The sequence below is a fragment of the Allosphingosinicella vermicomposti genome (assembly GCF_003012815.1).
Classification (GTDB): domain Bacteria; phylum Pseudomonadota; class Alphaproteobacteria; order Sphingomonadales; family Sphingomonadaceae; genus Allosphingosinicella; species Allosphingosinicella vermicomposti.
Genome location: NZ_PXYJ01000001.1, coordinates 938,414 through 964,209 on the forward strand (window position 1 = coordinate 938,414; position 25,796 = coordinate 964,209).

The following is a 25,796-nucleotide window of genomic DNA, read 5'->3' on the forward strand; positions in this document are numbered from 1 at the left end:
CTCATCCGCAATTGATCGACCGCACCTTATTCTGTTCATCAAGGTGAACATTCACGCGGCCGTCGCGGAATTCCATCGTCACGATCTGCCCGGGCTGAAGCCAGCGAAATGCATTCGCGCCCGTCCGCCGCTGAACATCCGCACCCAATTCCGCCGTTGCCGGTTGCCCGACCATATCCTGCGCGGGCGCGGCATCGCAGCGACCACCGATTGACGGCATCGCGGGCGCAGTCCCATCGCTTGCGCTTGTCGCACAGGCGCCAAGGGCCGGGATCAGCAAAGCAGCGGCAAATCGCATCATCAGTCGAGCTCCGTCCGTGTCATGGCCAGCTTCCCGCCCTTGATCGCAAAGGCGAGCCGGCCTTCCACCAGGTCCAACGCATCACGGCCGAATTGGTCGAATCGCCACCCTTCCAGGATCGAAAGCCCGTCGCGCTTGCCCGCCGCGAGCAATTCCAGCTCTTGGGACTTCGCAATCAGCCGCGCCGCGACATTGCTCTCACGCGACCGGATCTTGAGCAACAATTTCAAAAGGTCAGCGACCAGGGCCCCTTCCTTGCCGAGACCCGGCATCCGCTCCTCGCGCGGCGGCATTTCGTCTGCGGGAAGTTCCTTTGCTTCGCCAATTGCCTGCATCAGCCGCGCGCCGATATCGTTCGACTTCCACGTCGGCGACAAACCGCGCACATTGGCGAGCGTGTCCTGCGATTTCGGCGGGTGCGATGCGATATCGGCCAGCGTCTCATCCTTCATGATGCGCCCGCGCGGCAGATTCTTGCCCTTGGCCTCCTTCTCGCGCCACGCCGCGATGGCCTTGAGGCGCCCCAGCACCTCGGCCTTGCGGCTCGGCATGCGGATGCGCTTCCACGCCTGATCCGGATCGACCGAATAATTGGACGGATCGCCAAGCCGCTCCATCTCCTGGTCCAGCCAGGCGCCGCGTCCGGTGGTTTTCAGCCGCTCGAGCATCTTCGGGAACAGCCCCGCCAAATGGGTGACATCGCCGATCGCGTAATCGATCTGGCGCTTGTCGAGGGGGCGGCGCGCCCAATCCGTGAAGCGCGCGCCCTTGTCGAGCCGTTCGTTAAGCAGGCTTTCGACGAGGTTCGAATAGCCAACCTGTTCGCCCAACCCCAGCGCCATCGCTGCGATCTGAGTGTCGAACAGAGGGAAGGGGGTCTTACCCGTCAGATTGTGGATGATCTCGATATCCTGACCGCCCGCGTGGAAGACCTTCAGCACTTCATGGTTGTCGACCAGCAATTCGAGCAGGGGTGAAAGATCGATCCCTTCTGCCTTGGGATCGATCGCCGCAGCCTCGAACTGATCGCCGATCTGCACCAGGCACAGGTCCGGCCAATAGGTATTTTCCCGCATGAACTCCGTATCGACAGCGACGAAGCTGGCGGCGGAAAGTCGTTTGCAAAGGGCGGCGAGCGATTCGCTGTCGGTAATCAACGGATGAATATGCATAGGGCCAAGGCTCATAGCTTGAGGGTGGCGCCTTGACAAAGCGGCTTATCCGGGGCGAAGCGCGGTCTTCTGTATTTTCCGTCCATTCCAGTTCGAAAGCAGTCAGACGATGCACGCCTACCGCACCCATAATTGCGCCCAACTCCGTTCAGCGGACGTGGGCAATCAGGTCAGGCTTTCGGGATGGATCCACCGCAAGCGCGATCATGGCGGCGTGCTTTTCATCGATCTTCGCGATCATTATGGCCTGACGCAGATTGTCGCCAATGCGGGCACCGAGGCGCTTCGCATCCTCGATGGCCTGCGCGCCGAATCGGTCGTGACGATCACCGGCAAGGTTGTCGCGCGCGGCGGCGAAGCGTCCAATGCCAATCTTGCTACCGGCGAGATCGAGGTTCATGCCGAGGATGTCGTCGTTCAATCCTCCGCTCAGGAACTCCCCATGCCGGTCGCGGGCGAGGCCGAATATCCCGAGGATATCCGCCTGCGCTATCGCTACCTCGACCTGCGCCGCGAGCGCATCCACCAGAATATCGTGCTGCGTTCGAATGTGATCAGCTCAATCCGCCGCCGCATGATCGATCAGGGCTTTACCGAATTTCAGACGCCGATCCTGACCGCATCGAGCCCCGAAGGTGCGCGCGACTATCTCGTGCCGAGCCGCGTCCATCCCGGCAAATTCTACGCGCTTCCGCAGGCGCCGCAGATGTTCAAGCAGCTGATCATGGTCGCGGGCTTCGACCGCTATTTCCAGATCGCGCCCTGCTTCCGCGACGAAGACGCCCGTGCCGACCGCAGCCCGGGCGAATTCTACCAGCTCGATTTCGAAATGAGCTACGTCACGCAGGACGACGTATTCAACGCGATCGAGCCCGTCCTCCACGGCGTCTTCGAAGAGTTCGCTAACGGCCGCAGCGTCTCGCCGCTGCCGTTCAAGCGCATCCCCTACAGGGAATCGATGCTGAAATACGGCAATGACAAGCCGGACCTCCGCAACCCGATCCTGATCACCGACGTGTCGGACCACTTCAAGGGATCGGGCTTCGGCCTGTTCGACAAGATCGTGGGCGGCGGCGGCGTGGTCCGCGCCATCCCGGCGCCGGGCACGGCGGACAAGAGCCGCAAATTTTTCGACGACATGAACGATTGGGCGCGTTCGGAAGGCCATGCGGGCCTTGGCTACATCACGCAGAAGAATGGTGAACTTGGCGGCCCGATCGCCAAGAACCATGGCGAGGAAGCGACCCGCAAGCTGATCGCGCAGCTCGGCCTTGGGCCGAATGACGGCATCTTCTTCGCTGCGGGCAAGGAAGCGCAGGCGGCGAAGCTCGCCGGCCTCGCCCGCACCCGCGTCGGTGAACAGCTCGGCCTGATCGATGAGAACCGCTTCGAATTCTGCTGGATCGTCGATTTCCCGATGTTCGAATATGATGAGGAAGCGAAGAAGGTCGATTTCAGCCACAATCCCTTCTCGATGCCGCAGGGCGAACTGGAAGCGCTGGAAACCAAGGATCCGCTCGATATCCTCGCTTATCAATATGACATTGTCTGCAACGGCGTGGAGCTGTCCTCGGGTGCAATCCGGAATCACCGTCCGGACATCATGTACAAGGCGTTCGAAATTGCAGGCTACAGCCAGGAAGACGTGGACACGAACTTCTCGGGCATGATCAACGCCTTCAAGTTCGGCGCGCCGCCGCACGGTGGCTCGGCTCCCGGCATCGATCGCATCGTCATGCTGCTCGCCAACGAACCGAATATCCGCGAAGTCATCCTCTTCCCGATGACGCAGAAGGCCGAAGACCTGATGATGAACGCGCCCGCCGCCGTTACGGCAAAGCAATTGCGCGAACTCAACATCCGCGTCGTCGAGCCGCCAAAGGCTGGCTAAACCCAGCCACCGTCACCCCGGCGAAAGCCGGGGTCTCAGCCCGGACAGGCACATCTCTTGTCACGAGATTCCGGCTTTCGCCGGAATGACGCGGAAATTTTCAGATATAGGCTATCGAAATCACCTCATATTCGCGCTCGCCTGCGGGCAGGCTTACCCTGCGCACATCGCCAACCCCAGCGCCGCGCACCGCGCGGGCCAAAGGTGAGTTCCAGCTGATCCGGCCCGCGCCCGCTTCCGCCTCGTCCTCGCCGACCAGGGTCACGACTCGCTCATTGTCGTCCTCATCAGCGAGTGTAACCGTGGCACCGAACAGCACCTTTCCAGCTTCCTGCTCCTTGGGCTCGACGATCCGCGCCGCCTTCATTCGCTTGGAGAGCCAGCCAAGGCGCCGGTCGATCTCGCGCAACCTCTTGCGGCCGTATATGTAATCGCCATTTTCCGACCGATCGCCATTGCCGGCGGCCCAGCTGATCGTTTCGACCAGCTGCGGCCGCTCGACGGCAAACAGCCGCTCATATTCCTCGCGCAGACGGCGATAGCCGTCCGGCGTGATATAGTTCGGGCGGTCGTTCACGGCTCAGCTCGCGATGCGCTGGCCAAGATAATAAGACATGCGGTTTCCAACCGGCCCCACGGCGGAACGCCGCGGGTTGATCGTGTCGTAGACCACGGCATTTTCCAGCACACGCTGCACGTAATTGCGTGTTTCCTGGAAGGGAATGTCCTCGATCCAGCGCAGCACGTCCGCGCCGGGGAGGCGTGGGTCGCCATTGGCGCGGATCCACTTGTTCACATTTCCCGGCCCGGCATTGTAGGCTGCAACCGCCATCGGCGCGAAATTGCCGTAGCGCGTCATCAGGTCCGCGAAATATTTGCTGCCCAGCATGACATTATATTGCGGGTCGACGGTCAGCCGCCCAAGCTCATAGGGCATTCCCATTTGCCCCGCGACCTCGCGCGCCGTGCCCGGCATCAACTGCATCATGCCCCGCGCACCGACATGGCTTTGCGCCGTGCGGTCGAAGGAGCTTTCCTGCCGCGTGATCGCATTGGCGAGCGTCCAATGGTGATCGTAAGCAGGCGGAACTTGGACGGTCGGGAAATTTGCCAGCGTATAGACGGTCGTACCCTGACTACGCGCCTGACGCGCCACCCAGACGCCAAGGTCCGGCCGCGCAATCTGCCTCGCAAATTCGTCAGCCAGCGCATGCTCTTCCGGCGTGGTCAGCTGGTCGGACAGCGCCCGGATAAACAACGCCTGGTCCTCGCGGCGGCCCATCATGCCAAGAAGGCGGGTCGCCTGCACGATCGGACGACGCGCGAAGGCGGCGCGCGCTTCCGGCGTCGGGGTCACGCGATCGGTGGGCGAGGGGGCGGGGATCGGGCGGCCGAGCCGCTCCATCGCAAGCTGACCGTAAAACTGATCTGGATAGGCCGCCGCTTCGTTCAGAAGTTGCGCCGACCGCTCGGCCTGACCCGCCTGCGTCGCGGCGCGTGCGGCCCAATAGAAGCCCTTCGCCCGCGTCTGCGGTGATCGCGCTGCACGGCCATAACGTTCGAACATGCCGATCGCGTCGACCGGGCGGTTGAGCCGATGGAGCGCCGTGGTGCCCGCTAGCCAGGTGAGGCTCGTATATTCGTCGCGCTCGCCATAGGGTTGATTGCTGACGTCGGTGCCTGCGGGATAAGCATCGTCCACCTGGCTCGCAATCTGATAAGCCGTCAGCCACTGGCTATCGGCCGCCGCCCCTCGCGCCATGATGAGCAGGGTTTCGAACCATTTTTCCGCATTGGCAGGCTTGGTGACGAGCGTGCGCGGCTGAGCAAGCAGGTTGCGCGCCGCAAGGCTCTGGCCCGTGCTCCGCATCCAGTTGGCGCGATCCCTCAGCAGACCCGCATCGCCCGTGCCGCTCGCCTGCGCCATATTAAGCTTCGCAGCTGCATCGGCTGTCCGCGTTTGCAATGCGATCCGCGCATCGTAAATCGCCCGCCGCGTTCCCGACGCATAAGGAAGCGCCCGCAGCGCGCTCGCCGTGTCGCCATTGTCGAGCAAGGTCTCCATTCGCCGGTCATGATCGGCGGGCGATAAGATGCGGCCAAAGGCGCTGAGCAGGCGGCTTTCCTCGGTCGTCGCCATGACGCCGCTGGCCCAGGCCGTGCGCGCGGCGGCCTGCGCTTCGGCCACCATGCCCTGCGCCTGCAGGGCCAGCGCATATTTCGCATGACCACCCGGCGTCAGCGGCGGGTGGACCCGGAAGAAGGCGACGACATCGCCCGGCGCGGTGGTGGCGGGATCGATCGCCCGTTCGGCATCGCGCCGCAGCCCCGTCTCGCCCGGGAAGCCGCGATACGTCATCAGAAAGGAGGCGTAGGCGGAGAACGGTTGATTGCTGCTTTGGCGCAGACTGTTCCACTGCGCGATCGCTTGGCTGGTCGCGGGCGACACGGCAAAATTTTGGGCCTGTGGCGCAGCAGCCTGAGGCTGAACCTGCGGCGCAGGCACATTCTGCGCGACCTGGACGGCGCCGGGAAGCAGGGTGCGGACGGCGACCGGACCGGTCGAGGCGACAGCGGCAACGGAGGCCGCGAGTAAAGCTATGGTCATCGCTCTTTTATGCATGCTGGACAGAGTGCCAACCCCCTCCTTATCAGGCGATGAATAGATTCCGCCGCCTTTGAGCCATTTCTATGCTCACATCGGCGCGATAAGGTGAAGGATAGACGCATGTTTCGTGGTTCGATCCCGGCTCTGGTGACGCCGTTTCGCGACGAAGCGTTTGACGAGGACGCATTCCGCGCCTTCGTCGAATGGCAGATCGTGGAGGGAAGTCACGCGCTTGTGCCCTGCGGCACTACTGGCGAATCCGCGACGCTCTCCGCCGATGAACACATCCAGGTCATCCGCGCCTGTGTTGAACAAGCGGCGGGCCGGGTGCCGGTCATCGCCGGCTGCGGCGCCAACAATACGGCTGTGGCAAGGGAATTGATGCAGGCCGCGAAAAATGCCGGTGCCGATGCCGCGCTCGTCGTCGCGCCTTATTATAATCGCCCAAACCAGGATGGTATCTACGCCCATTTCGCCGCGCTGGCGGAAGCAAGTCCGCTCCCGATCGTCCTTTACAATGTGCCCGGGCGGACCGTGACGGATATTAAACCCGAAACCGTCGCTCGCTTTGCCAAGCTCGATACCGTGGTTGCGATCAAGGATGCGTCGGGCGACCTTGGCAGGGTCAGCGCGCATCGCTTGTCCTGCGGAACCGATTTCGCCCAGTTGTCGGGAAATGACGACATGACGTTGGGCTATATGGCGATGGGCGGCGTGGGAGCGATTTCGGTCACCGCCAACATCGCCCCGCGTCTCTGCGCCGATTTCCAGAATGCCTGCCTGGAAGGCCGCTGGACTGACGCGCTCGCCCTTCAGGATCGGCTCTATCCGCTTCATGCGGCGTTGTTCACTGACGCTTCACCCGGTCCTGCTAAATATGCGTTGAACAAAATCCGCCCCGAATTCTCACCCGAGCTCCGTCTGCCAATGACTCCACCTTCCGAAGCGAGCCGAAAGGCCGTCGACGCCGCGCTCGCTCATGCTGGCCTCGCCTGATGGCCCGTCCGCGCCCCGAGGAATTCGACAAGAAGAAGATCGTCGCCGAGAACCGGCGCGCGCGCTACGATTATGCCATCGAGGATAAATATGAAGCGGGCATCGCGCTCACCGGCACGGAGGTCAAATCGCTCCGTTTCGGTGAGGGTTCGATCGCCGAGAGCTATGCCGAGGTGAAGGACGAGGAGGTGTGGCTCATCAACGCCAACATCCCGGAATTCAGCCACGGTAACCGCTTCAACCATGAGCCCAAGAGGCCGCGCAAATTGCTGCTCAACCGGCGGCAGATCGACAAGGCATTCGGCGCCGTTGCCCGCCAAGGCATGACGCTCGTCCCGCTATCCATCTATTTCAACGGAAAAGGCCGCGCGAAGGTGGAACTGGCCCTTGCCAAGGGGCGCAAGGCCCCGGACAAGCGCGAATATCAGAAGGAAAAGGACTGGAAGAGGGAGCAGGGCAGGTTGCTGCGCCAACATGGCTGAACTGGCTGACAAAGTAAGCCGCTGGCTCGCGAAGAACGCGCCCAAACGGGAGGATCTGGCGGAAAATCGCCTGATGAGGCCGTTTGCGGGGCGTGTGCTCCGCAGCGATCTCTGGCGCTTCACCCGCCGTTCCGTTCCGCGCGCCGTGGGCCTCGGCTTGTTCGTCGGCATCTTCCTGATGATCCCTGGTCTGCAGATCATCGGCGCGGCGCTTATCTCCGTGCCGTTCCGCGCCAATATTCCAATCGCTGCGGCGATGACCTTCCTGTCCAATCCAGCGACGACGCCCTTCATCCTGCTGGCCTCGATCGGGGTGGGCAACACGCTCGGATTTCACGCCGATACTGGAACCTTCTACTCTCTCTATGAACGCGGTGCGGGCATAGGCGAATGGTTCTCATGGCTCGCTTCCGACGCAGCCCCCTCCATGGTTGTCGGTCTTGCCATCATTTCCGCAGTCGCAGCCGTTGTCGGCTATTTCGTGTCGAAATGGGGCTGGCGCTGGTGGACGGGCCGCAAGTGGCGCCGCCGCCAGCTCCGCACGCTTTTTTCCTCCACGGATTCGGAAAGCGTCTAGCTCTTGGCGGCGTCCGTCCTCGCGCTATCCGGAACCCGCCTGTCGCGCGTCTGGCCGGGCCTGCTCGCCGCCACCTCATTCTTGATTGCCGCCACAGCCCTGCTCGTCACAGCCGGCAGCTGGCCGTTCGCTCTGGCCTTCGGTGCCGGCACTTGCGTCGCCGCTGCTCTGATCCTCGCCCGCGAAAGTGCTCGCGCGCCGGCCCAGCGCCGCGTGCCGGAAACTATTCTCGACATCCCGCTTCTCCGCGCCGCGCTCGACGGATCGGGCGTCGCCATGGCGGTGACGGACCAGGGCGGGCAACTCCTCACTGCCAACGAACTCTATGGCGAATTGATGGGCGGCTACCCATCGCCCGAAAATCTTCCCGCCGACCATAGCGGGCGCGAGGATGCCGCCGAAGCGGCAGCCCGCGCGCGCCGGGAAGGCGAGGTGGCCTTTCGAGCCTGCGACGGTAAGGGCCGCGCACTGATCGGGCACGCCCGCCGCACAGGCCAAGGCGGCGTCTTTCTCCTCTGGACCTTCACACAATCGGGCACCACCGATCTCGCGCTCGAAGCCGAACAGATGCTCGGTGGCGAGGCGGGTGCGCGACTGGGAGAAGCTGGCGTGATGGCTGCGCTCGTTGACGATCAGGGCCTCGTCGTCGCGGCCAACCGCGCCTTTGCCGCCCGCGCGACGGGCCGGGCGGACGGCGATGCCACCGGAGCGCCGCTCATCGACCTGATCCTCGCGAGCGAGGTCGGCCAATTTTCCTATGCCATCGAAGGGCAAGGCGGCGCGCCTCTCCGCATCGTCCAGGTGCCGGTGGGCGAGGGGGGGGGGCAGTTCACTCTCTTCGCGATCCTCGACGATCATGGCGGCGGCCTCGCGCGGCTGATGCGCGATGATCGCGGCAATGTGAACGCGCTTCTCGACATGCTTCCGCTCGGCCTTGCCCTGGTCAATGTCGACGGGCGCTTCGTCTATTTGAACAAGGCTTTCCGGAAGGCGGCGGGGCTCGCGCCCGATGCCCGGCCTGTCTACCCCGGCGATCTCGTGGTTGACGAGGATAAGGGCTCCGTTTCCGATCTCGTTCGCCGTTTCGCGCGCGGTCCGTCAATGTCCAGCGACATGGCCGTCACCCTGAAGTCCAACCCCGATGAGCCCGTCGCCCTCACTGTCGCGGGTGCCCGCGGCCTTGGCGAAGCGACCGTCCTCCTGTCCCTCAAGGACAATAGCGAGGAGGATCGCCTGAAGCGTCAGGTCGCGCAGGCCACGAAGATGCAGGCTGTGGGCCAGCTCGCGGGCGGCGTCGCGCACGATTTCAACAATATCCTCACCGCGATCCTCGGCCATTGCGACCTCATGCTGATGCGCCACACGCCGGGCGACAGCGATTATGACGATATCCAGCAAATCCGGTCCAATTCGAACCGCGCCGCAGGCCTGACCCGCCAGCTCCTCGCTTTCTCCCGGCAGCAGACCTTGCGCCCGCAGGTGCTCCAGCTTCCCGACGTGATCGCCGAAGTTTCGAACCTGTTGAAACGGCTGCTCGGCGAAACCGTCACGCTACAAACCAAGCATGGCCGAAATTTGGGTGCCGTCCGCGCCGATCCGGGCCAGCTTGAACAAGTGATCGTGAACCTCGCCGTAAACGCGCGAGACGCCATGCCGCAGGGGGGCACGCTCACTATTCAAACCTTCGGCGTCTCGGCCGTGGATGTGCGCAAGATGGGGCACGATGTGCTCCCGATAGGCGATTACACCGCTTTGCGCGTTACCGATACCGGGACCGGCATATCGCCGGCCAATATGGTCAAGATTTTCGAGCCCTTCTTCACGACGAAGGAGGTGGGGAAGGGGACCGGCCTCGGCCTTTCCACCGTCTACGGCATCGTCAAGCAATCGGGCGGCTACATCTTCGCGGATTCCGAATTGGGCGCGGGTACCTCGATCACCATCTACTTGCCCGTCAACAAGTCCGAACCGGTCCGGCCTGCCAAGGTCAAGGCGAAAGAGCAGACGCCGGAGCTTTGGGGCACGGGCACGATCCTTCTCGTCGAAGACGAGGCCATGGTCCGCGCCGTCGCCGAGCGCGCGCTGACCCGCCACGGCTACACCGTCCTCACCGCCGAAAATGGCGAGGCGGCCCTCGAAATTCTGGCGCGCGGCGAGCAGGTCGATCTCATGATATCGGACGTTGTCATGCCGACGATGGACGGCCCCACGACCGTCCGCGAAGCCCGCAAGACGCGGCCCGATCTGCCCATCCTTTTCATTTCCGGCTATGCGGAAGAACAGTTGCGCAAATCGATCGATCTCGAAAAAGTCGCTTTCCTCGCAAAACCCTTTTCGGTTCAAAAGCTTGCCGAGGCCGCACGCGACGCGCTCGTGAAGAAATAAAGCTTCACGTTTCGCTGCCCAGCGCCTAGACTTGGTTTCGTGACTAACAGCCGCTCCATCCTAGTCGTCGAAGACGAACCCCTTATCGCCATGATGCTGGAGGATTTTCTCGATTCCCTCGGCCACAAATGCGTCGCTATCGCGGAAACTGTCGCCGAAGCGATGGACCGCATCGACGAAGGCGGCTTCGACGTCGCGATCATGGACGTGCATCTGAAGGGCGGAGAAAAGATTTGGCCCGTCGCCGATCGCCTCGCCAAAAAGGGCTGCCCCTTCATTCTCGCCACCGGCGGCCATATCGAACCGCCGCCCGCGCAACATGCCGACGCACCGGTTCTTTCCAAGCCTTACACGATGGACGCGATCAATCCCGCCATCGCTGCCGCGCTCACCGAACGGGCAAGCTGAGCCACTCCGGCCCGCGAGGGAACACCGCTCAGCCTAAATACCCCGCTAGTCCTGAGCCTGTCGAAGGACGTTCCAGCAGACGCTAAGCTTGCGAATACGCTAGTCTGCAACCAATTCCCTCAATCCTTCCGCATGTTAGCGCAGCGGCTTGACCCTCAATGTTTCCCTCTTGTTCCAAGGGAACAAATGGAATACATAGCTCCCCAATGAAGCAGTTTTAACACTGGCAATAAGACGGGAGCTTGGCCATGGTGGCATCCTTGAAAGTCGTCGAATCCGGCAGGAAATCAGAAGATATGGACAAGCAAAAGGCTCTCGAAGCGGCACTGGCGCAGATTGACCGTGCATTCGGCAAGGGCTCGGCCATGAAATTGGGCTCGCGCGAAGCGATCGAGATTGAGGCGATTTCGACCGGCTCCTTGGGCCTCGACATCGCGCTCGGCATTGGCGGCCTGCCGCGCGGGCGCATCATTGAGATTTATGGGCCGGAAAGCTCGGGCAAGACCACGCTCGCTCTCCATGCGGCTGCCGAGGCGCAGCGCGGCGGCGGCACGGTCGCCTTCGTCGATGCCGAACATGCGCTTGACCCCGTGTACGCCAAGAAGCTCGGCGTCGACATTGACGAACTCATCGTTTCGCAGCCCGATACGGGCGAGCAGGCGCTGGAAATCACCGACACGCTCGTCCGTTCGAACGCGGTTGACGTGCTCATCGTGGACTCCGTCGCCGCCCTTGTGCCGCGCGCGGAAATCGAAGGCGAGATGGGCGACAGCCATGTCGGTCTTCAGGCCCGCCTCATGTCTCAGGCGCTGCGCAAGCTGACCGGCTCGATCTCCAAGTCGAAATGTCTGGTCATTTTCATCAATCAGGTGCGCATGAAGATCGGCGTCATGTACGGCAATCCGGAAACCACAACCGGCGGCAATGCGCTCAAATTCTACGCCTCGGTCCGTCTCGACATCCGCCGCACCGGTCAAATCAAGGATCGCGACGATATCATCGGCAACACCACCCGCGTGAAGGTGGTGAAGAACAAGGTCGCGCCGCCGTTCAAGCAGGTCGAATTCGACATCATGTATGGCGAGGGCATTTCCAAGATCGGCGAAATCCTCGATCTCGGCGTCAAGGCCGGTATCGTCGAAAAGTCCGGCGCCTGGTTCAGCTACGATTCGATCCGCATCGGTCAGGGCCGCGAAAACGCCAAGACCTTCCTCAAGGAAAATCCGGACCTCTGCGCCCGTCTCGAAAACGCAATCCGCGGCAAGACGGAGGAGGTGTCGGAAGCCCTGATGACCGGCCCGAGCGCGGACGACGATATCTGAGCCTGTTATTTTCGGAGATGCAGAAAGCCCCTCCCGCTCCTGCGGTGAGGGGCTTTTTGCATTCTGCACTGCGGATGCAATCGCCGTGTGTCCGCTGTGGGTAGAAAGCGGATATACGCGAAGCCTATTTGGCCGGCCCCACGATTGTCATTCTACTCATACCTTCTTTGAAGATAGTCAGTTCGCACCGCACGGTGTCGCCGGGCGCATATGCCCACTCTTCATCGTCTGGCATTCTGTCATTCACGCGATAGAGGTCAAACGAGAGGTGTGTAGCCTCCACTGGACGCCAGACTTCCGTTCCTTCGTTCAAGAGCGGCATGTAGATCGTTGCCATGCTTGAAGTGTGACACGAGCGCAAAATGTCCGCAACGGGTGGAAGGGAACAATCTCTAGGTATGCGACCCCACTGCTTCGCCATTCATCCGGTTCGCCCATAGCGCCAGCAGCAGTCCCGCAAAGCCGCAGATCGCGAAACCGGCCAGCAAGGGCACCGTGGTGCCATCGAAATGCTGGCCGACCCACAGCCCGATCAGCGCGCCGCCGATCGTCGTGATGAGGCCCTGCACGGACGACGCCGTCCCCGCAATGTGCCCTAGCGGCTGCATCGCCACGGCGCCAAGATTTGCGGAGATCAGCCCGAAACAGGCCATGGTGAGCGCCTGCAGGATGATGAAGGTGAGGAGATTTTCGCCGATCAGCGCACTGATCGCGAGGTGCACCGCCGCAACGCCGGCGAACAGCGCAAGGCCGATCAACATAATCCGCCGCGATCCCATGCGCTCGACAATCCGCGAATTGAGGTAGGAACTGAGCGCCATCGGCCCGGCGATGCTCGCGAACACGATCGCGATGAGGTCCGGCCGCCCGAACACGTCGAACACCACCTGTTGGATCGAATTGATGAAGGAGAAGAGGCCGCCCATCACCAGGGTCAGCGCCAGCGTGTTGCCGATCGATAGGCGATTGGTGAGCGTCATCCACATCGCCTCGCGAATCTTGGTCAGCGACAGCGGCCTGCGCTTTTCCTCGGGCAAAGTTTCCGGCAATCGGATCATCGTCCAGACGAGCACGGCCGCGCCGTAAATGGCGAGCCCGATGAAGATGGTGCGCCATGTCGCCACGGCCAGCACCGCCTGCCCGAGCGCTGGCGCCAGCACGGGGACCAGCATGAAGACGATGAAGGTGATCGACATCACCCGCGCCATGGTCGGCCCTTCGAACCGGTCCCGCGCGATCGATACGACCAGCACCCGCGTTCCCGCCGCCGCCAGCCCTTGTGCGAACCGCGCGACGAGCAGCAGGTCAAAGCTTGCTGCTATGCCGGACAGCAAGGCGAAAACCGCGTAGAAAATCAGCGTCACGACCAGGATCGGCTTGCGCCCAAAACGGTCGGAAAACGGCCCGTAGAAAAGCTGCGCCGCGCCAAAGCCCAGAAGATAGGCGGTGATGACAAGCTGCCGCTCATTTTCCGCCGCAACGCCAAGCGACGCCCCAATTGCGGGCAGAGCAGGTAGCATCGAATCGATGGCGAGCGCGTTCACCGCCATTAAAGCAGCCATCATCGCCACGAATTCGTGAAGGCCGGGGCCAGCCCAGGGCCGTGCCGCGGCGTTGCGGGGGTCGGTCATCGATTATCCTGTGCTTGGGCGGAGGCGAGAATAGGAAACGGCCTTGCGCGAGTTCGTTTCCATTTCGTGGCTCAACCGATAGGGCAGGGGAAGGAGGCGCTCAAGATGATCATCGTTCACCACCTCGAAAATTCGCGTTCGCAGCGCATAATCTGGCTGCTCGAAGAGCTCGGCCTTGATTATCGCGTCCAACGCTACGAGCGGGACAGGAAGACGATGCTCGCTCCACCCGATCTTCGCCGTGTTCACCCGCTCGGCAAAAGCCCGGTGATTGAAGACGAAGGCCGCGTCCTCATCGAAACCGGCGCGATCGTTGAATATCTCGTCGAGAAAAGCGGCCGCCTCGGCCCGCCGCCGCGGCGCGAAGATGTCCTGCGCTACCGCCAATTCCTTCACTATGCGGAAGGCTCGATGATGCCGCCGCTTTTCGCGCTGCTCGTCGTCAATCGCCTCGGCATCCTCGGCCGCCCGGCCAAGGCGCCGATCCAGAAAATGATGGATGTCCATCTGAACTGGCTGGAAAACGAACTCGACACGCGGGACTGGTTTGCGGGGGAAACCTTTACCGCCGCCGATATCATGATGAGCTTCCCGCTCGAAGCCGCAACCAGCCGCGCGGGGCTCGATGCCCGCTATCCCAATCTCCAGGATTGGCTCGCCCGCATCCACGCCCGCCCGGCTTATGCCGCCGCCCTGCAAAAGGGCGGGCCCTATGCCTATGCAAGGGCGACCGACCGGCGCTGACTGCCCTTCCAAGGAACGGCCAGGAACCTCAGGGGTTATGCTCATGCCCTTGTACTTGCTTATCTTTGGGAGGCCGGAATGGCCCTTTCTCGTACGCTTCCGATCATGCTCGGCCTTGCCGTGTCCGGCGCGCTGGTCGGCGTTTATGCGGGACGCGCCGCCCTTGGCGAAATCCCCGCTTTCTATGCCGATTATAGCGCGGCCTACACGTCATTCGGATCGCTTGTTCCGAACGCGTCCGGACCCGCGGACGACGAAGCTGGCCTCGGCACGGAAGCCGCCCCTTGTATCGGGTGCGACGCGACGGGCACCGGTCAATATCCCTGGACCCACCACGCCGTATTCAGCGACGATCAACTCGGGATAGCCGATGAATGGCCCGAAGAACCGCTAGCCTTCGCCGAGCCCGAATTCATCGACATGCCGCCGTCTACCGAAACTCAGCCCACCCTCATTGACCGCTACAGCCATTATCCGGTGACGGCCGAGGACCGCGCGGATCAAGCACCGCCCGAACCGAGCGATCAGGCAAGGCAAGTCGCGGTAGCCGCCGCCGCCTGCGAAGGGCCCGATTGCGTGCCCGTCGGCATGTAGCTCTCCGCTTGCCCGCTTGTCCGCGCTCGCCTAAATCGCGGGCATGACATCGACCAACGACATCCGCCGCTCCTTCCTCGACTATTTCGGGTCCACCGGACACCGGGTGGTGCCTTCCGCGCCGCTCGTGCCGCAGAACGACCCCACCCTGATGTTCGTCAATGCTGGCATGGTGCCGTTCAAGAATGTCTTCACCGGCCTAGAAACCCGGCCTTACTCGACCGCGACGTCATCGCAGAAATGCGTGCGTGCAGGCGGCAAGCATAACGATCTCGACAATGTAGGCTATACGGCGCGGCATCACACCTTCTTCGAAATGCTCGGGAATTTCTCGTTCGGCGATTATTTCAAGGAACAGGCGATCACTCACGCCTGGACGCTGATCACCAAGGAATGGGGCATCGATCCCCATCGCCTGACCGCCACTGTCTACCACACCGATGACGAGGCGTTCGATCTGTGGAAAAAGATCGCCGGCCTTCCCGAAAGCCGCATCATCCGCATCCCGACCAAGGACAATTTCTGGGCCATGGGCGACAATGGCCCGTGCGGACCCTGTTCGGAAATCTTTTTCGATCATGGGGATCACATTCCGGGCGGCCCTCCGGGTTCGCCGGACGAGGATGGCGACCGCTTCGTCGAGATCTGGAACCTCGTGTTCATGCAATATGAGCAGGAGAATAATGAGATCGTCCGCGATCTGCCCCAGCCCTCGATCGACACCGGCATGGGCCTGGAACGCATTGCCGCCGTCATGCAGGGCGTCCACGACAATTATGACACGGACACCTTCAAGGCGCTGATCGCCGCATCGGGCGAGTTCACCAAAACGGAGACGACCGGCGCCCGCCAGGCCAGCCATCGCATCATAGCCGATCACCTCCGCACCTCTGGCTTCCTGGTCGCCGACGGTGTGCTGCCGGCGAATGAGGGTAGGGGATATGTCCTCCGCCGCATCATGCGCCGTGCCATGCGTCATGCGCATATCCTCGGCGCCGGCGAGCCGCTCATGCACCGCCTCGTGCCCGCGCTTGTCGCCGAAATGGGCGCCGCTTATCCCGAACTCGTCCGCGCTCAGCCGTTGATCGAAGAGACTCTGAAGCTCGAGGAAACCCGCTTCCGTCAGACGCTCGACAAGGGCCTCCGCCTTCTCGACGAAGCCACCGCTTCAATCGGCGAGGGCGGTACGCTTTCGGGCGACGTCGCCTTCAAGCTCTACGACACCTACGGTTTCCCCTACGATCTCACCGAAGATGCCCTTCGCGCCCAGAATATGCTGGTCGACCGCGAAGGCTTCGACGCCGCCATGGCTGAGCAGAAGGCCGCCGCCCGCGCTGCCTGGAAGGGCTCGGGCCAGAAGGCGTCGGAAGATGTGTGGTTCGACGTGGCCGAAGAATTTGGATCGACCGAATTTACGGGCTATTCCGGCCATGAGGGCGAAGGACAGTTGCTCGTCATCGTGAAAGACGGCCAGCGCGTCGAGCGCGCTCAGGCGGGCGATGAAGTGACCTTCATCCTCAATCAGACACCTTTCTACGGTGAAAGCGGCGGCCAGATGGGTGATGCCGGAACGCTCAGCAATAACAGCGGCTTCCACGCCATTGTTACCGACACGTCTAAGCCGCTCGGCCGCCTCCACGCTCTCAATGTCGTGGTAGAGGAAGGCGCGGTGACGACCGGTGAGATCCTCGGGCAACATGTCGATGCCGAGCGTCGTTCGCGGGTCCGCGCCAATCATAGCGCCACCCACTTGCTCCACGCCGCCCTGCGCAACCGGCTCGGCACGCATGTAACCCAGAAGGGCAGCCTCGTGGCGCCCGATCGCCTGCGTTTCGATTTCTCGCATCCCAAGGCGCTGAGCCCGGACGACATCGAAGCGATCGAAGCGGAGGTGAACCGCCACATTCGCGAGAATGACGCCGTCACCACGCGCCTGATGACTCCCGACGAAGCCATTGCCGCTGGCGCCATGGCTTTGTTCGGCGAGAAATATGGCGACGAGGTCCGCGTTCTCTCCATGGGCCTTGGCGAAGAGAATAGCTATTCGGTCGAGCTGTGCGGCGGCACGCACGTCAACGCGCTTGGCGACATCGCGCTTTTCAAGATCGTGTCGGAAAGCGCCGTGGCTTCAGGCGTGCGCCGCGTCGAGGCGCTGACCGGTGAGGCGGCCCGCCGCTGGCTCACCGAGCGCGAGGACAAATTGAAGGAAGCCGCGTCCGCCCTCAAGGCGACGCCGGACGAAGTTCCGGCGCGCGTGCTGAGCCTGCTCGAAGACCGCCGCCGCCTCGAAAAGGAATTGGCCGAAGCGAAGAAGGCGCTGGCGCTTGGTGGCGGAAAGGCTGCCGATGCCTCAGGCCCCGAGCAGATTGGCGGCCACGGCTTTATCGGCCAGGTTATGGACGGCCTCGATCCCAAATCCCTGCGCGGCCTTGTCGACGAAGCCAAGGCGCGTGTCGGCTCCGGCGTCGTCGCCATGATCGCCGTTAACGAAGGGCGCGGCAGCGTCGCTGTCGGCGTGACCGATGATCTCACGGGACGCCGCAGCGCCGTCGATCTCGTCCGCGCAGCCGTTGCCGCACTCGGCGGGCAGGGCGGCGGAGGACGTCCCGACATGGCCCAAGGCGGCGGCCCCGATGGAGGCAAGGCGGACGAAGCCTTGTCGGCGATCAAAGCCGCACTGGAAGCCGAAACCGTCGAGGTCTGAGCGTTCCTTGTGCTCCTGCGAAAGCAGGAGCACAGCGGCGCCGATTTGGCGACTAGGCTCCTGCTTTCGCAGGAGCACAACGCGCTTTCCTAACCCGGATTGATCGCATCCCTCAGCCGTCGCCGTCTTAGCACCGGCTCATTATCCATTTCGCCCAAATCCATGATTTCCTTGCGGAGCTCCGCGCGTTTCTCATGGATTGATGCGATGACCGGCCCCATGGCGACGCCCAGCCCGACCAGCACGGCCTCCGACAGCTGAAGCGACGATTCCAGCGTTTCCGGCACCGCATCCGTCGCGCCCGCTTTGTAGAGTTCCGCCGCATGGGCGGCATCGCGGGCACGGGCGACGACCGGCAAATCCGGATAGGCCGCCCGCACCTTCTTCACCACACGCACGGACAGCACCGGATCATCCATGGTCAGGATGAGCGCGCCAGCACGGTCGAGGTGCAATTTGTCGATCAGTTCCGCCCGCGTGACGTCACCAAACATCACGGGGAAACCATCCCGCCGCGCTGCGGCGACCGCATCGATGTCCGATTCCACGGCAATGTAGCGCCGCCCGTGAAAGGCGAGCATCTGCGCGACGAGCCGCCCCACCCGGCCAAAGCCAATGATGACCGACAACGGCTTGGTTTCATCTTCCGCCGCCTCGGGCAGTTCGAACCCGCCCTTCAAATCCACCCGCCGCGCCGCAATCTGGCCAAGCTTGGCGAGAAGCGGCGTGATGGTAAGGCCGATGGCGGTCACGATCTGCCAGAACGAAGCCGTTTCGCGGTCGATCAGTCCTGCGGTCGCGGCTGCCGCGAGCACGATCAGCGTTGTTTCCGAAGGCGATGCCATGAGCAAACCCGTTTCCGCTGCCACGCCCTTCCGCGCCCCGCTGGCCCTCAGCAACAACGAAGTGACGAGCGCCTTCACCAAAACGACACCGAGAACCGCGAGAACAAGCGTCGTCCAATTGGCAAGGATCACGCGAATGTCGAGGTTCATGCCAACCGAGATGAGGAACACGCCGAGCGCGAGGCCCTTAAACGGTGCGGTCATCACCTCGACCTCGGTGTGATAACTCGTCTCGGCGATCAGGATGCCTGCCAGCAAAGCACCTACGATCGGGGAAAGGCCCACGGCGGTCGTCGCGATGCTGGCGACGATGGCGACCAGCAGACTCGCGGCGAGAAACAGCTCGGGGCTTTTCGTCCGCGCCGCCTGCGCAAACAGCCGGGGCAACAGCAAACGGCCAAGGACAAGCATCGCCGCGATGGTCAGCACGCCGAATAGCAACGTCTGCGCAAGATTGTCCCATCCGCTTGCCTGCGGATTGGGTGCAAGCGCGCCAAGCAGGAAGATGATTGGCACCAGAGCCAGATCCTCGAACAGCAGCATCGCAAAGGCGCTGCGTCCGACCGGGCTTTGCATCCCCGCAATCGGGAGAACGAGCGCGGTTGATGAAAGGGCGAGGGCCAGTCCCAGGCTGATCGCACCCGCGACGCTCTGGCCAAGAACGAACAGGGTCACACCGATGACGAGCGCGGCGATGCTCAGCTCGGCCGCGCCTAACCCGAAAACCAGCCGCCGCATCGACCAGAGGCGGGTGAACGACAGTTCAAGACCGATCGAGAACAGCAGCAGGATGATGCCAAGCTCGGCAAAAGGCGCGATCGATTCCGGATCGGTGATCGTCACATGATAGAGCCAGGGTGCTTGCCCTACGAACGATCCGAACCCTGCCGGTCCCACCAGCAAGCCGACCAGGATGAAGCCGATCACCGGATTGATACGGAAACGCGCGAAGGTTGGAATGACGAGACCGGCGGCGCCGAGCACCACCAGTGAATCGCTGAAGCCAATGCTGTCAATTTCAAGGGACATTGCGCCTTCCTGCGGCATTTTCTGCGCTTTGTCATGACCCGCGCGGGGTGGCGAAACCCGAAAGGCACCCCTAAGTGGGGCGTTCAGCCACGTTAGGAGAAATGATGCCGCACCATACACCGCTGATCGCAACCATCGTCGCGGGCCTGGTGCTGGCTTTTATATTTGCCGCCATTGCGGTGCGGCTGCGTGTTTCTCCGCTTATCGGCTACCTCGCCGCGGGTGTGGTCGTCGGCCCCTTCACGCCCGGCTATGTCGCCGATCAGTCGCTGGCCAACGAGCTTGCGGAAATGGGCGTCATCCTGCTCATGTTCGGCGTCGGCCTTCACTTTTCCGTGCGCGACCTGCTTTCAGTGCGGAAAATCGCCATTCCGGGCGCGCTCGTACAGATTGGCGTTGCCACATTGCTTGGCATGGGGCTCGCTTTCATGCTCGGCTGGAGCCTCGTGGCGGGCATTGTCTTCGGTCTTGCTCTTTCCGTCGCCAGTACCGTGGTGCTCCTCCGCGCGCTTCAGGAGCGGAAGATACTCGACACCGAACGCGGGAAGATCGCGGTCGGTTGGCTCATCGTCGAAGATCTCGTCATGGTGCTCGCCCTTGTTCTCATTCCGGCTATGGCGGCCGGGCAGGGGGGTAATTTCGGCTGGGCGATCGGCATCACGGTGCTGAAGGTCGCCGCCTTCTTCGCTTTCATGCTCATTGTGGGGCGCCGCGTCATTCCCTGGGCACTCCACGAAATTGCCCATACCGGCTCGCGCGAATTGTTCCGCCTCGCGGTCCTTGCCATCGCCCTTGGGGTGGCGTTCGGCGCTGCGAAACTGTTCGGCGTATCCTTTGCCTTGGGTGCTTTCTTCGCCGGCATGATCCTCGCCGAATCCCCGTTCAGTCAGCGGGCGGCGCAGGAAACTTTGCCACTCCGCGACGCTTTCGCGGTTCTGTTCTTCGTTTCGGTTGGCATGCTGTTCAATCCGAACATCCTGTTCAGCCATCCCGTCGCGCTGGCAGCGACGGTTGCGATCATCATCCTCGGCAAGTCGATCGCAGCTTATTTCATCGTCCGCGCTTTCGGCCGCTCGCACAGCACCGGCCTCGTCATCTCCGCGAGCCTTGCGCAAATCGGCGAATTCTCCTTCATCCTCGCAACGCTTGGCGCTTCGCTCGCTTTGCTGCCGCCGGATGGACGCAACCTCATCCTTGCAGGCGCGATCATCACGATCATGCTCAATCCATTCATCTTCGCGCTGATCGACCGGTTCACGGTGATGGAAGCGAAGGACAGCGCGCCCTTGCCGGCCGCGCCACGCGACAAACGCCATATCGTTCTGGTGGGCTACGGGCGGGTCGGCAATCTCGTCGGCAAAGGCCTGTTGGCCGCCGGGGAAGCGGTAACGGTGATCGAGACCGAGAACGACATTGAAGGACTGCCGTCGATCGATGAGGCTCAGATTGTGATCGGCAATGCGGCTGATCCGCACGTCCTGGTTTGGGCTGAGCTCGATCGCGCCAAGATGCTGTTCGTCGCCATCCCCGACACGTTCGAGGCGGGGCAAATCGTCGAACAGGCCCGCGCCATCAACGCCGAGCTTCCCATCGTCGCCCGCGCCCATTCGGATGAGGAGGTCGCCTATCTCACCGCCCGCGGCGCGACCCGCACGATCATGGGCGAGCGCGAAATTGCCCAGCGGATGATCGCGGACGCCAAGGCAGTGGCATGATATAGTCGCTTCCCGGAGGGAGGCTCCGTAATGGACGAACGTCGAACCCGATTGTGCATCGTTGGCGGCGGCCCCGCAGGCATGTTCGCAGGCCTGCTCTTCGCCCGCGCGGGGGTCGAAACGGTCGTGCTCGAAAAGCATGGCGACTTCCTCCGCGATTTCCGGGGCGACACGGTTCATCCCTCGACGTTCCGGCTGTTTCATGAAATGGGTCTGCTCGACAGGCTGTTGGAACGCCCACACGATAAGGTGCACCGCCTCGGTGCTTTCGTCGGCGACCGCTATGTGAAGATCGCCGATTTTTCCCGTTTTGATCCGCGCTGGAACTTCATCGCGATGATGCCGCAGTGGGATTTCCTCGATTTCGTCGCGGGCGAGGCGCGGCTCTATCCAAATTTCCAGATCATCATGAATGCTGAGGCGAGGGGCCTCATCACCGAAAACGGGCGCGTCGCTGGCGTCAGGTTCAAGGAGAAAGGCACAGAGCGGAAGATACGGGCGGACCTCGTCATCGCGTCGGACGGCCGCCGCTCCGTGTTGCGCGAGGAAGCGGGATTCAAGATCCGCTCATTGGGCGCGCCGATGGACGTCTTCTGGTTCCGCCTGCCCAAGGCGCACACGCCGGACAATCGCAGCACGGGCATATTCGTCGCGGGGCGGATCATGGCGCTCATCGATCGCGGCGATTATTGGCAATGCGCTTATGTCTTTGGCAAAGGACAGGAAGCGTCGGTGAAGGCGGCCGGACTCGACGCCTTCCGCGTGAGCATCGCCCGCGCCGCGCCGATGATGGCGGACGCCGTCGACGCGATTCAAAGCTGGGATGACGTAAAGCTGCTGAGCGTCGCGCTCGACCGGCTCGAAGCATGGCACAAGCCGGGCCTCTTAGTCATCGGCGATGCCGCCCACGCAATGTCGCCCATCGGCGGCGTCGGCATCAATGTCGCGGTGCAGGATGCCGTCGCGGCGGCCAACATTCTCGCCGCGCCCATGGCGCGGGGTGAGGATGTCGACGGCTTGCTGGGAAAGGTGGAGAAAAGGCGCCGCTTGCAGGTGCGCACGATCCAGGCGTTTCAGGATACGGCGCAGAAAAGGATTATTCAGCCGCTGCTTGCGGAAGAGGGCGGCGCGTTCGAACCCCCGCGCATATTCAAATGGCTGGACCGTCTGCCATGGCTCCGCCGGATCCCTGCCGCCTTTCTAGGCTTCGGGATCCGGCCAGAGCATATCATGTCGCCACAAACAAAAAGCCCTCCCCCTTGATGGGGGAGGGGCGCATCATCGCAGGAATCAACCCTTCGCCATTTCCTTTTCGAGGTTGGCACGGATCGCCTCGAAGAATTGCTCTGTCGTCATCCAGCTCTGTTCGGGGCCTATCAAAATAGCGAGATCCTTGGTCATCTGACCACTTTCGACCGTCTTGATGCAGACCTTTTCCAGCGTTTCGGCGAACTGCGTCACTTCGGGCGTGTTGTCGAACTTGCCGCGATACTTAAGGCCGCCGGTCCAGGCGAAGATCGACGCGATCGGGTTCGTCGACGTCGCCTTGCCCTGCTGATGCTGGCGATAGTGACGGGTAACTGTGCCGTGCGCGGCTTCCGCCTCGATCGTCTTGCCGTCCGGCGACATGAGGACGGAGGTCATGAGGCCGAGCGAGCCGAAACCCTGTGCCACCTGATCGGATTGCACGTCGCCGTCATAATTCTTGCAAGCCCAGACGAACTTGCCGCTCCACTTCAAGGCCGATGCGACCATGTCGTCGATCAGGCGATGTTCATAGACGATCTTCGCTTCGGCGAATTTGTCCTTGAATTCGCTGTCGAAAACGTCCTGGAAAACATCCTTGAAGCGGCCGTCATAGGCCTTGAGGATCGTGTTCTTCGTCGACAGGTAAACCGGCCAGCCGCGGGCGAGGCCGTAATTCATGCTGGCACGGGCGAAGTCGCGGATCGATTCGTCGAGATTGTACATGCCCATGGCGACACCGGCGGACGGGAAGTCGAACACTTCCTCCTCGATCCGCTCGCCATTTTCGCCTTCCCACACCATGCGGAGCTTGCCGGGGCCGGGCACCTTGAAGTCGGTCGCCTTATACTGGTCGCCGAAGGCATGACGGCCGACGACGATCGGGTCGGTCCAGCCCGGAATGAGGCGGGGTACGTTGTCGATCACGATCGGCTCGCGGAAGACAACGCCGCCAAGGATGTTGCGGATCGTGCCATTCGGCGACTTCCACATCTTCTTGAGCTTGAATTCCTCGACGCGGGCTTCGTCCGGGGTGATCGTCGCGCACTTCACGCCGACGCCATATTGTTTGATCGCCTCGGCCGCCTCGACCGTCACCTTATCCTCGGTCGCGTCGCGATTCTCGACGGACAGGTCGTAATATTTGAGGTCGATGTCGAGATAGGGGAGGATCAGCCGCTCGCGAATCCACTGCCAGATGATGCGGGTCATTTCATCGCCGTCGATTTCGACGACCGGCGTTTTCACTTTGATCTTGGCCATGGTGCTTCCTTGAGCTGATTTATGCGTTGGTGGCGCTAGTAAGCGGTGGACGCAGCCGGATCAACCGCTCCGCCGTCCGGTTGTTTCGCCGCCGAACTCTGCGTAAGGGACAGGCATGACTTCTCTCGAAAAGCCGGAAATCGGCACCACAACCGTCCGCTACCGCATGCCGAGCGTGCATCCCGAAGGCCGCAAATTCGCCGTCATTGCGGGCGCCATCGCACTTCTCTTCTTCTGGGTCCTGGACTGGGATTGGCTTGGCTGGATCTCGGTCGGCTTGACGCTCTGGGTCTGCGCCTTTTTCCGCGATCCCATCCGCACGACGCCGAAGGGGGAGGGGCTCATTGTCTCTCCGGCCGATGGCATGGTGACGATGATCGCCGACGTGCCCGCACCGCGCGAGCTGATTGGTGCAGACGGCCTCGGCGAAACCGACACCTTCATCCGCGTCTCGATCTTCATGAGCGTGTTCGACGTTCACATCAATCGCGCGCCCATCGCGGGGATGATCCGCAAGGTCGCCTATATTCCGGGCAAATTCCTCAACGCCGATCTCGACAAAGCGAGCGAGGATAATGAGCGCCAGCACATATTGGTCGAGGCGCAGGACGGCACCCGGATCGGTTTCACGCAGATTGCCGGGCTCGTCGCCCGCCGCATCGTGCCTTGGGTAAAGCCCGGCGACATTGTGACCGTCGGCCAGCGCGTCGGCCTGATCCGCTTCGGTAGCCGCGTCGATGTCTATCTGCCTCAGGGCACAGCGCCCAAGGTCGTCCTTGGCCAGCGCATGATCGCGGGCGAGACGATCGTCGCGAAGCTTGGCGAAAATGTCGCCGCGGAGGGTGTCAGCCAGTGAAGGCGCCGGTCCGCGACACGCCGCGTCGGGGCATCCCGCTTCGCGCCCTCATCCCCAACGCCATCACGGCCCTGGCGCTTTGCTTCGGCCTGACCGGTGTGCGCTTCGCCATTGCGGGGCAATGGGAGCAGGCGGTCGCGGCCATCGTCTTCGCAGGCATATTGGACGGAATGGACGGCCGCATCGCGCGGGCGCTTAAAGGGCAGAGCCGCTTCGGCGCTGAACTCGATTCGCTTTCGGACGTCATCGCATTCGGCGTTTCTCCTGCCGTCGTCATCTATCTCTGGTCGCTGCAATATCTGCCGAAGGTCGGCTGGATATTCGCGCTCGCCCATGCCGTCTGCGCGGCGCTTCGTCTCGCGCGCTTCAACGCCAATATCGACGTCGAGGATCAGCCTCATAAGTCGGCGGGCTTCCTCACCGGCGTTCCCGCGCCTGCCGGGGCGGGCCTCGCCCTCCTGCCGCTCATCCTCTGGATGTGGACCGGTATTCCGGAATTACGCGAAGTCTATGTCGTCGCGCCCTGGGCAGCGTTTGTCGCCTTTCTCCTCATCTCGAACCTGGCGACCTTCTCCTGGACGTCCTTGCGTCTGCGTAGCAGCATGAGGCTCGGCGCCCTCGTGGTCATCGCCCTCGTCGGCGCTGCGCTGGTTTCCGCGCCCTGGCCGACGCTTAGCGTCGTCAGCATCATCTATGCCTTGCTCATCCCCTTCAGCATTGCGAGCTATCGGAAGGTCAAGCGGCAGCGCGCTGCTGCCGCACGCTGATCACCACCGGGCGGGGCCGGGCATTCAAACGCGTGCGGGACCAGGAACGGCCCGCGCGGCGCGGCGGCACTTCACCCAATAAAGCGGCCAGGATCTCGTCGCGATAATCGCGCACCGTCATCTGAATGATGGCGGCGGCGCCTGCAAAGGCGAGAAGGAAGAACAAAGCGGAAAGGAACTGAACCACAGCTTATCCCCTAATTTATCCACAGACCAACGAAAATCCGTCACTTTCGGTCCGCGGCGTTTCGCTGGATTGGC

Annotated in this window: 22 protein-coding genes; 14 read left to right on the forward strand and 8 right to left on the reverse strand. The window is 62.5% G+C overall.

Features of this window, described 5'->3' with window-relative positions:
• Position 1: 1 nt before the first annotated feature.
• The gene (locus C7I56_RS04600; protein ID WP_106639316.1) at positions 2-301 is read right to left on the reverse strand and encodes an I78 family peptidase inhibitor; all 300 of its coding nucleotides are present in this window, start codon (positions 299-301) and stop codon (positions 2-4) included.
• A complete protein-coding gene (rnd, locus tag C7I56_RS04605) occupies positions 301-1,473 on the reverse strand; it encodes a ribonuclease D (RefSeq protein WP_106639641.1) in 1,173 nt (390 codons plus the stop codon). Before rnd ends, C7I56_RS04600 begins: the two co-directional genes overlap by 1 nt.
• A 109-nt stretch (positions 1,474-1,582) precedes the next feature.
• Between rnd and aspS the strand changes: the two genes are divergently transcribed.
• Positions 1,583-3,364 (forward strand): aspartate--tRNA ligase, encoded by a 1,782-nt coding sequence (gene aspS / locus C7I56_RS04610; RefSeq protein ID WP_106639317.1) that lies wholly within the window; start codon positions 1,583-1,585, stop codon positions 3,362-3,364.
• Positions 3,365-3,464: 100 nt separating this feature from the next.
• On the opposite strand, the gene greB is transcribed toward aspS, so the two are convergent.
• Both greB and C7I56_RS04620 read right to left on the reverse strand, forming a co-directional pair.
• Complete coding sequence (gene greB, locus C7I56_RS04615; protein ID WP_106639318.1) at positions 3,465-3,941, reverse strand: transcription elongation factor GreB; 477 nt, start codon at positions 3,939-3,941, stop codon at positions 3,465-3,467.
• A 3-nt stretch (positions 3,942-3,944) separates the two neighbouring features.
• On the reverse strand, positions 3,945-5,972 hold the full coding sequence (locus tag C7I56_RS04620) for a lytic transglycosylase domain-containing protein (protein WP_245409581.1): 2,028 nt from the start codon (positions 5,970-5,972) through the stop codon (positions 3,945-3,947).
• A gap of 120 nt (positions 5,973-6,092) precedes the next feature.
• Between C7I56_RS04620 and dapA the strand changes: the two genes are divergently transcribed.
• The 6 genes from dapA to recA all read left to right on the forward strand — a co-directional run bounded on the left by dapA (position 6,093) and on the right by recA (position 12,142).
• Positions 6,093-6,968, forward strand: coding sequence for a 4-hydroxy-tetrahydrodipicolinate synthase (dapA, locus tag C7I56_RS04625; RefSeq protein WP_106639320.1), 876 nt, complete (start codon positions 6,093-6,095; stop codon positions 6,966-6,968).
• Positions 6,968-7,450: an SsrA-binding protein SmpB gene (gene smpB / locus C7I56_RS04630; protein WP_106639321.1), complete on the forward strand. Its 483-nt coding sequence runs from the start codon at positions 6,968-6,970 to the stop codon at positions 7,448-7,450. Before dapA ends, smpB begins: the two co-directional genes overlap by 1 nt.
• A gap of 1 nt (position 7,451) precedes the next feature.
• Positions 7,452-8,027, forward strand: a complete 576-nt coding sequence (locus tag C7I56_RS04635; protein ID WP_106639643.1) for a DUF2062 domain-containing protein — start codon at positions 7,452-7,454, stop codon at positions 8,025-8,027.
• A 3-nt stretch (positions 8,028-8,030) separates the two neighbouring features.
• Positions 8,031-10,412, forward strand: coding sequence for a response regulator (locus C7I56_RS04640; RefSeq protein ID WP_245409582.1), 2,382 nt, complete (start codon positions 8,031-8,033; stop codon positions 10,410-10,412).
• 39 nt (positions 10,413-10,451) lie between these two features.
• On the forward strand, positions 10,452-10,820 hold the full coding sequence (locus tag C7I56_RS04645; RefSeq protein ID WP_106639322.1) for a response regulator: 369 nt from the start codon (positions 10,452-10,454) through the stop codon (positions 10,818-10,820).
• Positions 10,821-11,068: 248 nt separating this feature from the next.
• Positions 11,069-12,142, forward strand: a complete 1,074-nt coding sequence (recA, locus tag C7I56_RS04650) for a recombinase RecA (protein WP_106639323.1) — start codon at positions 11,069-11,071, stop codon at positions 12,140-12,142.
• A 392-nt stretch (positions 12,143-12,534) separates the two neighbouring features.
• Here the strand turns inward: recA and C7I56_RS04660 are convergent, their stop codons facing one another.
• Positions 12,535-13,773, reverse strand: coding sequence for a multidrug effflux MFS transporter (locus C7I56_RS04660; RefSeq protein WP_106639325.1), 1,239 nt, complete (start codon positions 13,771-13,773; stop codon positions 12,535-12,537).
• 105 nt (positions 13,774-13,878) lie between these two features.
• On the opposite strand from C7I56_RS04660, the gene C7I56_RS04665 reads away from it, so the two are divergent.
• The 3 genes from C7I56_RS04665 (at position 13,879) to alaS (ending at position 17,815) form a co-directional block, all read left to right on the forward strand.
• The gene (locus C7I56_RS04665; RefSeq protein ID WP_106639644.1) at positions 13,879-14,517 is read left to right on the forward strand and encodes a glutathione S-transferase family protein; all 639 of its coding nucleotides are present in this window, start codon (positions 13,879-13,881) and stop codon (positions 14,515-14,517) included.
• 78 nt (positions 14,518-14,595) lie between these two features.
• Entirely contained in the window at positions 14,596-15,111 is a 516-nt protein-coding gene (locus C7I56_RS04670; protein WP_106639326.1) for a hypothetical protein, read from the forward strand.
• A 43-nt stretch (positions 15,112-15,154) separates the two neighbouring features.
• On the forward strand, positions 15,155-17,815 hold the full coding sequence (alaS, locus tag C7I56_RS04675; protein ID WP_106639327.1) for an alanine--tRNA ligase: 2,661 nt from the start codon (positions 15,155-15,157) through the stop codon (positions 17,813-17,815).
• 89 nt (positions 17,816-17,904) lie between these two features.
• Here alaS and C7I56_RS04680 read toward each other — a convergent pair whose 3' ends face one another.
• Positions 17,905-19,689: a cation:proton antiporter domain-containing protein gene (locus C7I56_RS04680; protein WP_106639645.1), complete on the reverse strand. Its 1,785-nt coding sequence runs from the start codon at positions 19,687-19,689 to the stop codon at positions 17,905-17,907.
• 104 nt (positions 19,690-19,793) lie between these two features.
• Here C7I56_RS04680 and ybaL point away from each other — a divergent pair, with 104 nt between their 5' ends.
• Positions 19,794-21,404 (forward strand): YbaL family putative K(+) efflux transporter, encoded by a 1,611-nt coding sequence (ybaL, locus tag C7I56_RS04685; protein ID WP_106639646.1) that lies wholly within the window; start codon positions 19,794-19,796, stop codon positions 21,402-21,404.
• 30 nt (positions 21,405-21,434) lie between these two features.
• Complete coding sequence (locus C7I56_RS04690) at positions 21,435-22,667, forward strand: FAD-dependent oxidoreductase (RefSeq protein ID WP_106639328.1); 1,233 nt, start codon at positions 21,435-21,437, stop codon at positions 22,665-22,667.
• A 27-nt stretch (positions 22,668-22,694) separates the two neighbouring features.
• Here the strand turns inward: C7I56_RS04690 and C7I56_RS04695 are convergent, their stop codons facing one another.
• The gene (locus C7I56_RS04695; protein WP_106639329.1) at positions 22,695-23,912 is read right to left on the reverse strand and encodes an NADP-dependent isocitrate dehydrogenase; all 1,218 of its coding nucleotides are present in this window, start codon (positions 23,910-23,912) and stop codon (positions 22,695-22,697) included.
• A gap of 115 nt (positions 23,913-24,027) precedes the next feature.
• On the opposite strand from C7I56_RS04695, the gene C7I56_RS04700 reads away from it, so the two are divergent.
• Together C7I56_RS04700 and C7I56_RS04705 are read left to right on the forward strand one after the other, a co-directional pair.
• A complete protein-coding gene (locus C7I56_RS04700; RefSeq protein WP_106639330.1) occupies positions 24,028-24,768 on the forward strand; it encodes a phosphatidylserine decarboxylase in 741 nt (246 codons plus the stop codon).
• Complete coding sequence (locus C7I56_RS04705) at positions 24,765-25,535, forward strand: CDP-alcohol phosphatidyltransferase family protein (protein ID WP_106639331.1); 771 nt, start codon at positions 24,765-24,767, stop codon at positions 25,533-25,535. Before C7I56_RS04700 ends, C7I56_RS04705 begins: the two co-directional genes overlap by 4 nt.
• Here C7I56_RS04705 and C7I56_RS04710 read toward each other — a convergent pair.
• Positions 25,504-25,722 carry a hypothetical protein gene (locus tag C7I56_RS04710; protein ID WP_106639332.1) on the reverse strand — a complete coding sequence of 73 codons (219 nt, stop codon included), beginning with the start codon at positions 25,720-25,722 and terminating at the stop codon, positions 25,504-25,506. The genes C7I56_RS04705 and C7I56_RS04710 overlap by 32 nt on opposite strands.
• Positions 25,723-25,796: the final 74 nt, after the last annotated feature.

Excerpts from the sequence above, each read along its gene's own strand:
- alaS (WP_106639327.1), top strand. The coding sequence starts at position 15,155 with ATGACATCGACCAACGACATCCGCCGCTCCTTCCTCGACTATTTCGGG.
- C7I56_RS04665 (WP_106639644.1), top strand. The coding sequence starts at position 13,879 with ATGATCATCGTTCACCACCTCGAAAATTCGCGTTCGCAGCGCATAATC.
- C7I56_RS04670 (WP_106639326.1), top strand. The coding sequence starts at position 14,596 with ATGGCCCTTTCTCGTACGCTTCCGATCATGCTCGGCCTTGCCGTGTCC.
- rnd (WP_106639641.1), bottom strand. The coding sequence starts at position 1,473 with ATGCATATTCATCCGTTGATTACCGACAGCGAATCGCTCGCCGCCCTT.
- C7I56_RS04680 (WP_106639645.1), bottom strand. The coding sequence starts at position 19,689 with ATGTCCCTTGAAATTGACAGCATTGGCTTCAGCGATTCACTGGTGGTG.
- recA (WP_106639323.1), top strand. The coding sequence starts at position 11,069 with ATGGTGGCATCCTTGAAAGTCGTCGAATCCGGCAGGAAATCAGAAGAT.
- aspS (WP_106639317.1), top strand. The coding sequence starts at position 1,583 with ATGCACGCCTACCGCACCCATAATTGCGCCCAACTCCGTTCAGCGGAC.
- C7I56_RS04620 (WP_245409581.1), bottom strand. The coding sequence starts at position 5,972 with ATGACCATAGCTTTACTCGCGGCCTCCGTTGCCGCTGTCGCCTCGACC.
- C7I56_RS04660 (WP_106639325.1), bottom strand. The coding sequence starts at position 13,773 with ATGACCGACCCCCGCAACGCCGCGGCACGGCCCTGGGCTGGCCCCGGC.
- C7I56_RS04695 (WP_106639329.1), bottom strand. The coding sequence starts at position 23,912 with ATGGCCAAGATCAAAGTGAAAACGCCGGTCGTCGAAATCGACGGCGAT.
- C7I56_RS04600 (WP_106639316.1), bottom strand. The coding sequence starts at position 301 with ATGATGCGATTTGCCGCTGCTTTGCTGATCCCGGCCCTTGGCGCCTGT.
- C7I56_RS04690 (WP_106639328.1), top strand. The coding sequence starts at position 21,435 with ATGGACGAACGTCGAACCCGATTGTGCATCGTTGGCGGCGGCCCCGCA.
- C7I56_RS04700 (WP_106639330.1), top strand. The coding sequence starts at position 24,028 with ATGACTTCTCTCGAAAAGCCGGAAATCGGCACCACAACCGTCCGCTAC.
- ybaL (WP_106639646.1), top strand. The coding sequence starts at position 19,794 with ATGCCGCACCATACACCGCTGATCGCAACCATCGTCGCGGGCCTGGTG.
- smpB (WP_106639321.1), top strand. The coding sequence starts at position 6,968 with ATGGCCCGTCCGCGCCCCGAGGAATTCGACAAGAAGAAGATCGTCGCC.
- dapA (WP_106639320.1), top strand. The coding sequence starts at position 6,093 with ATGTTTCGTGGTTCGATCCCGGCTCTGGTGACGCCGTTTCGCGACGAA.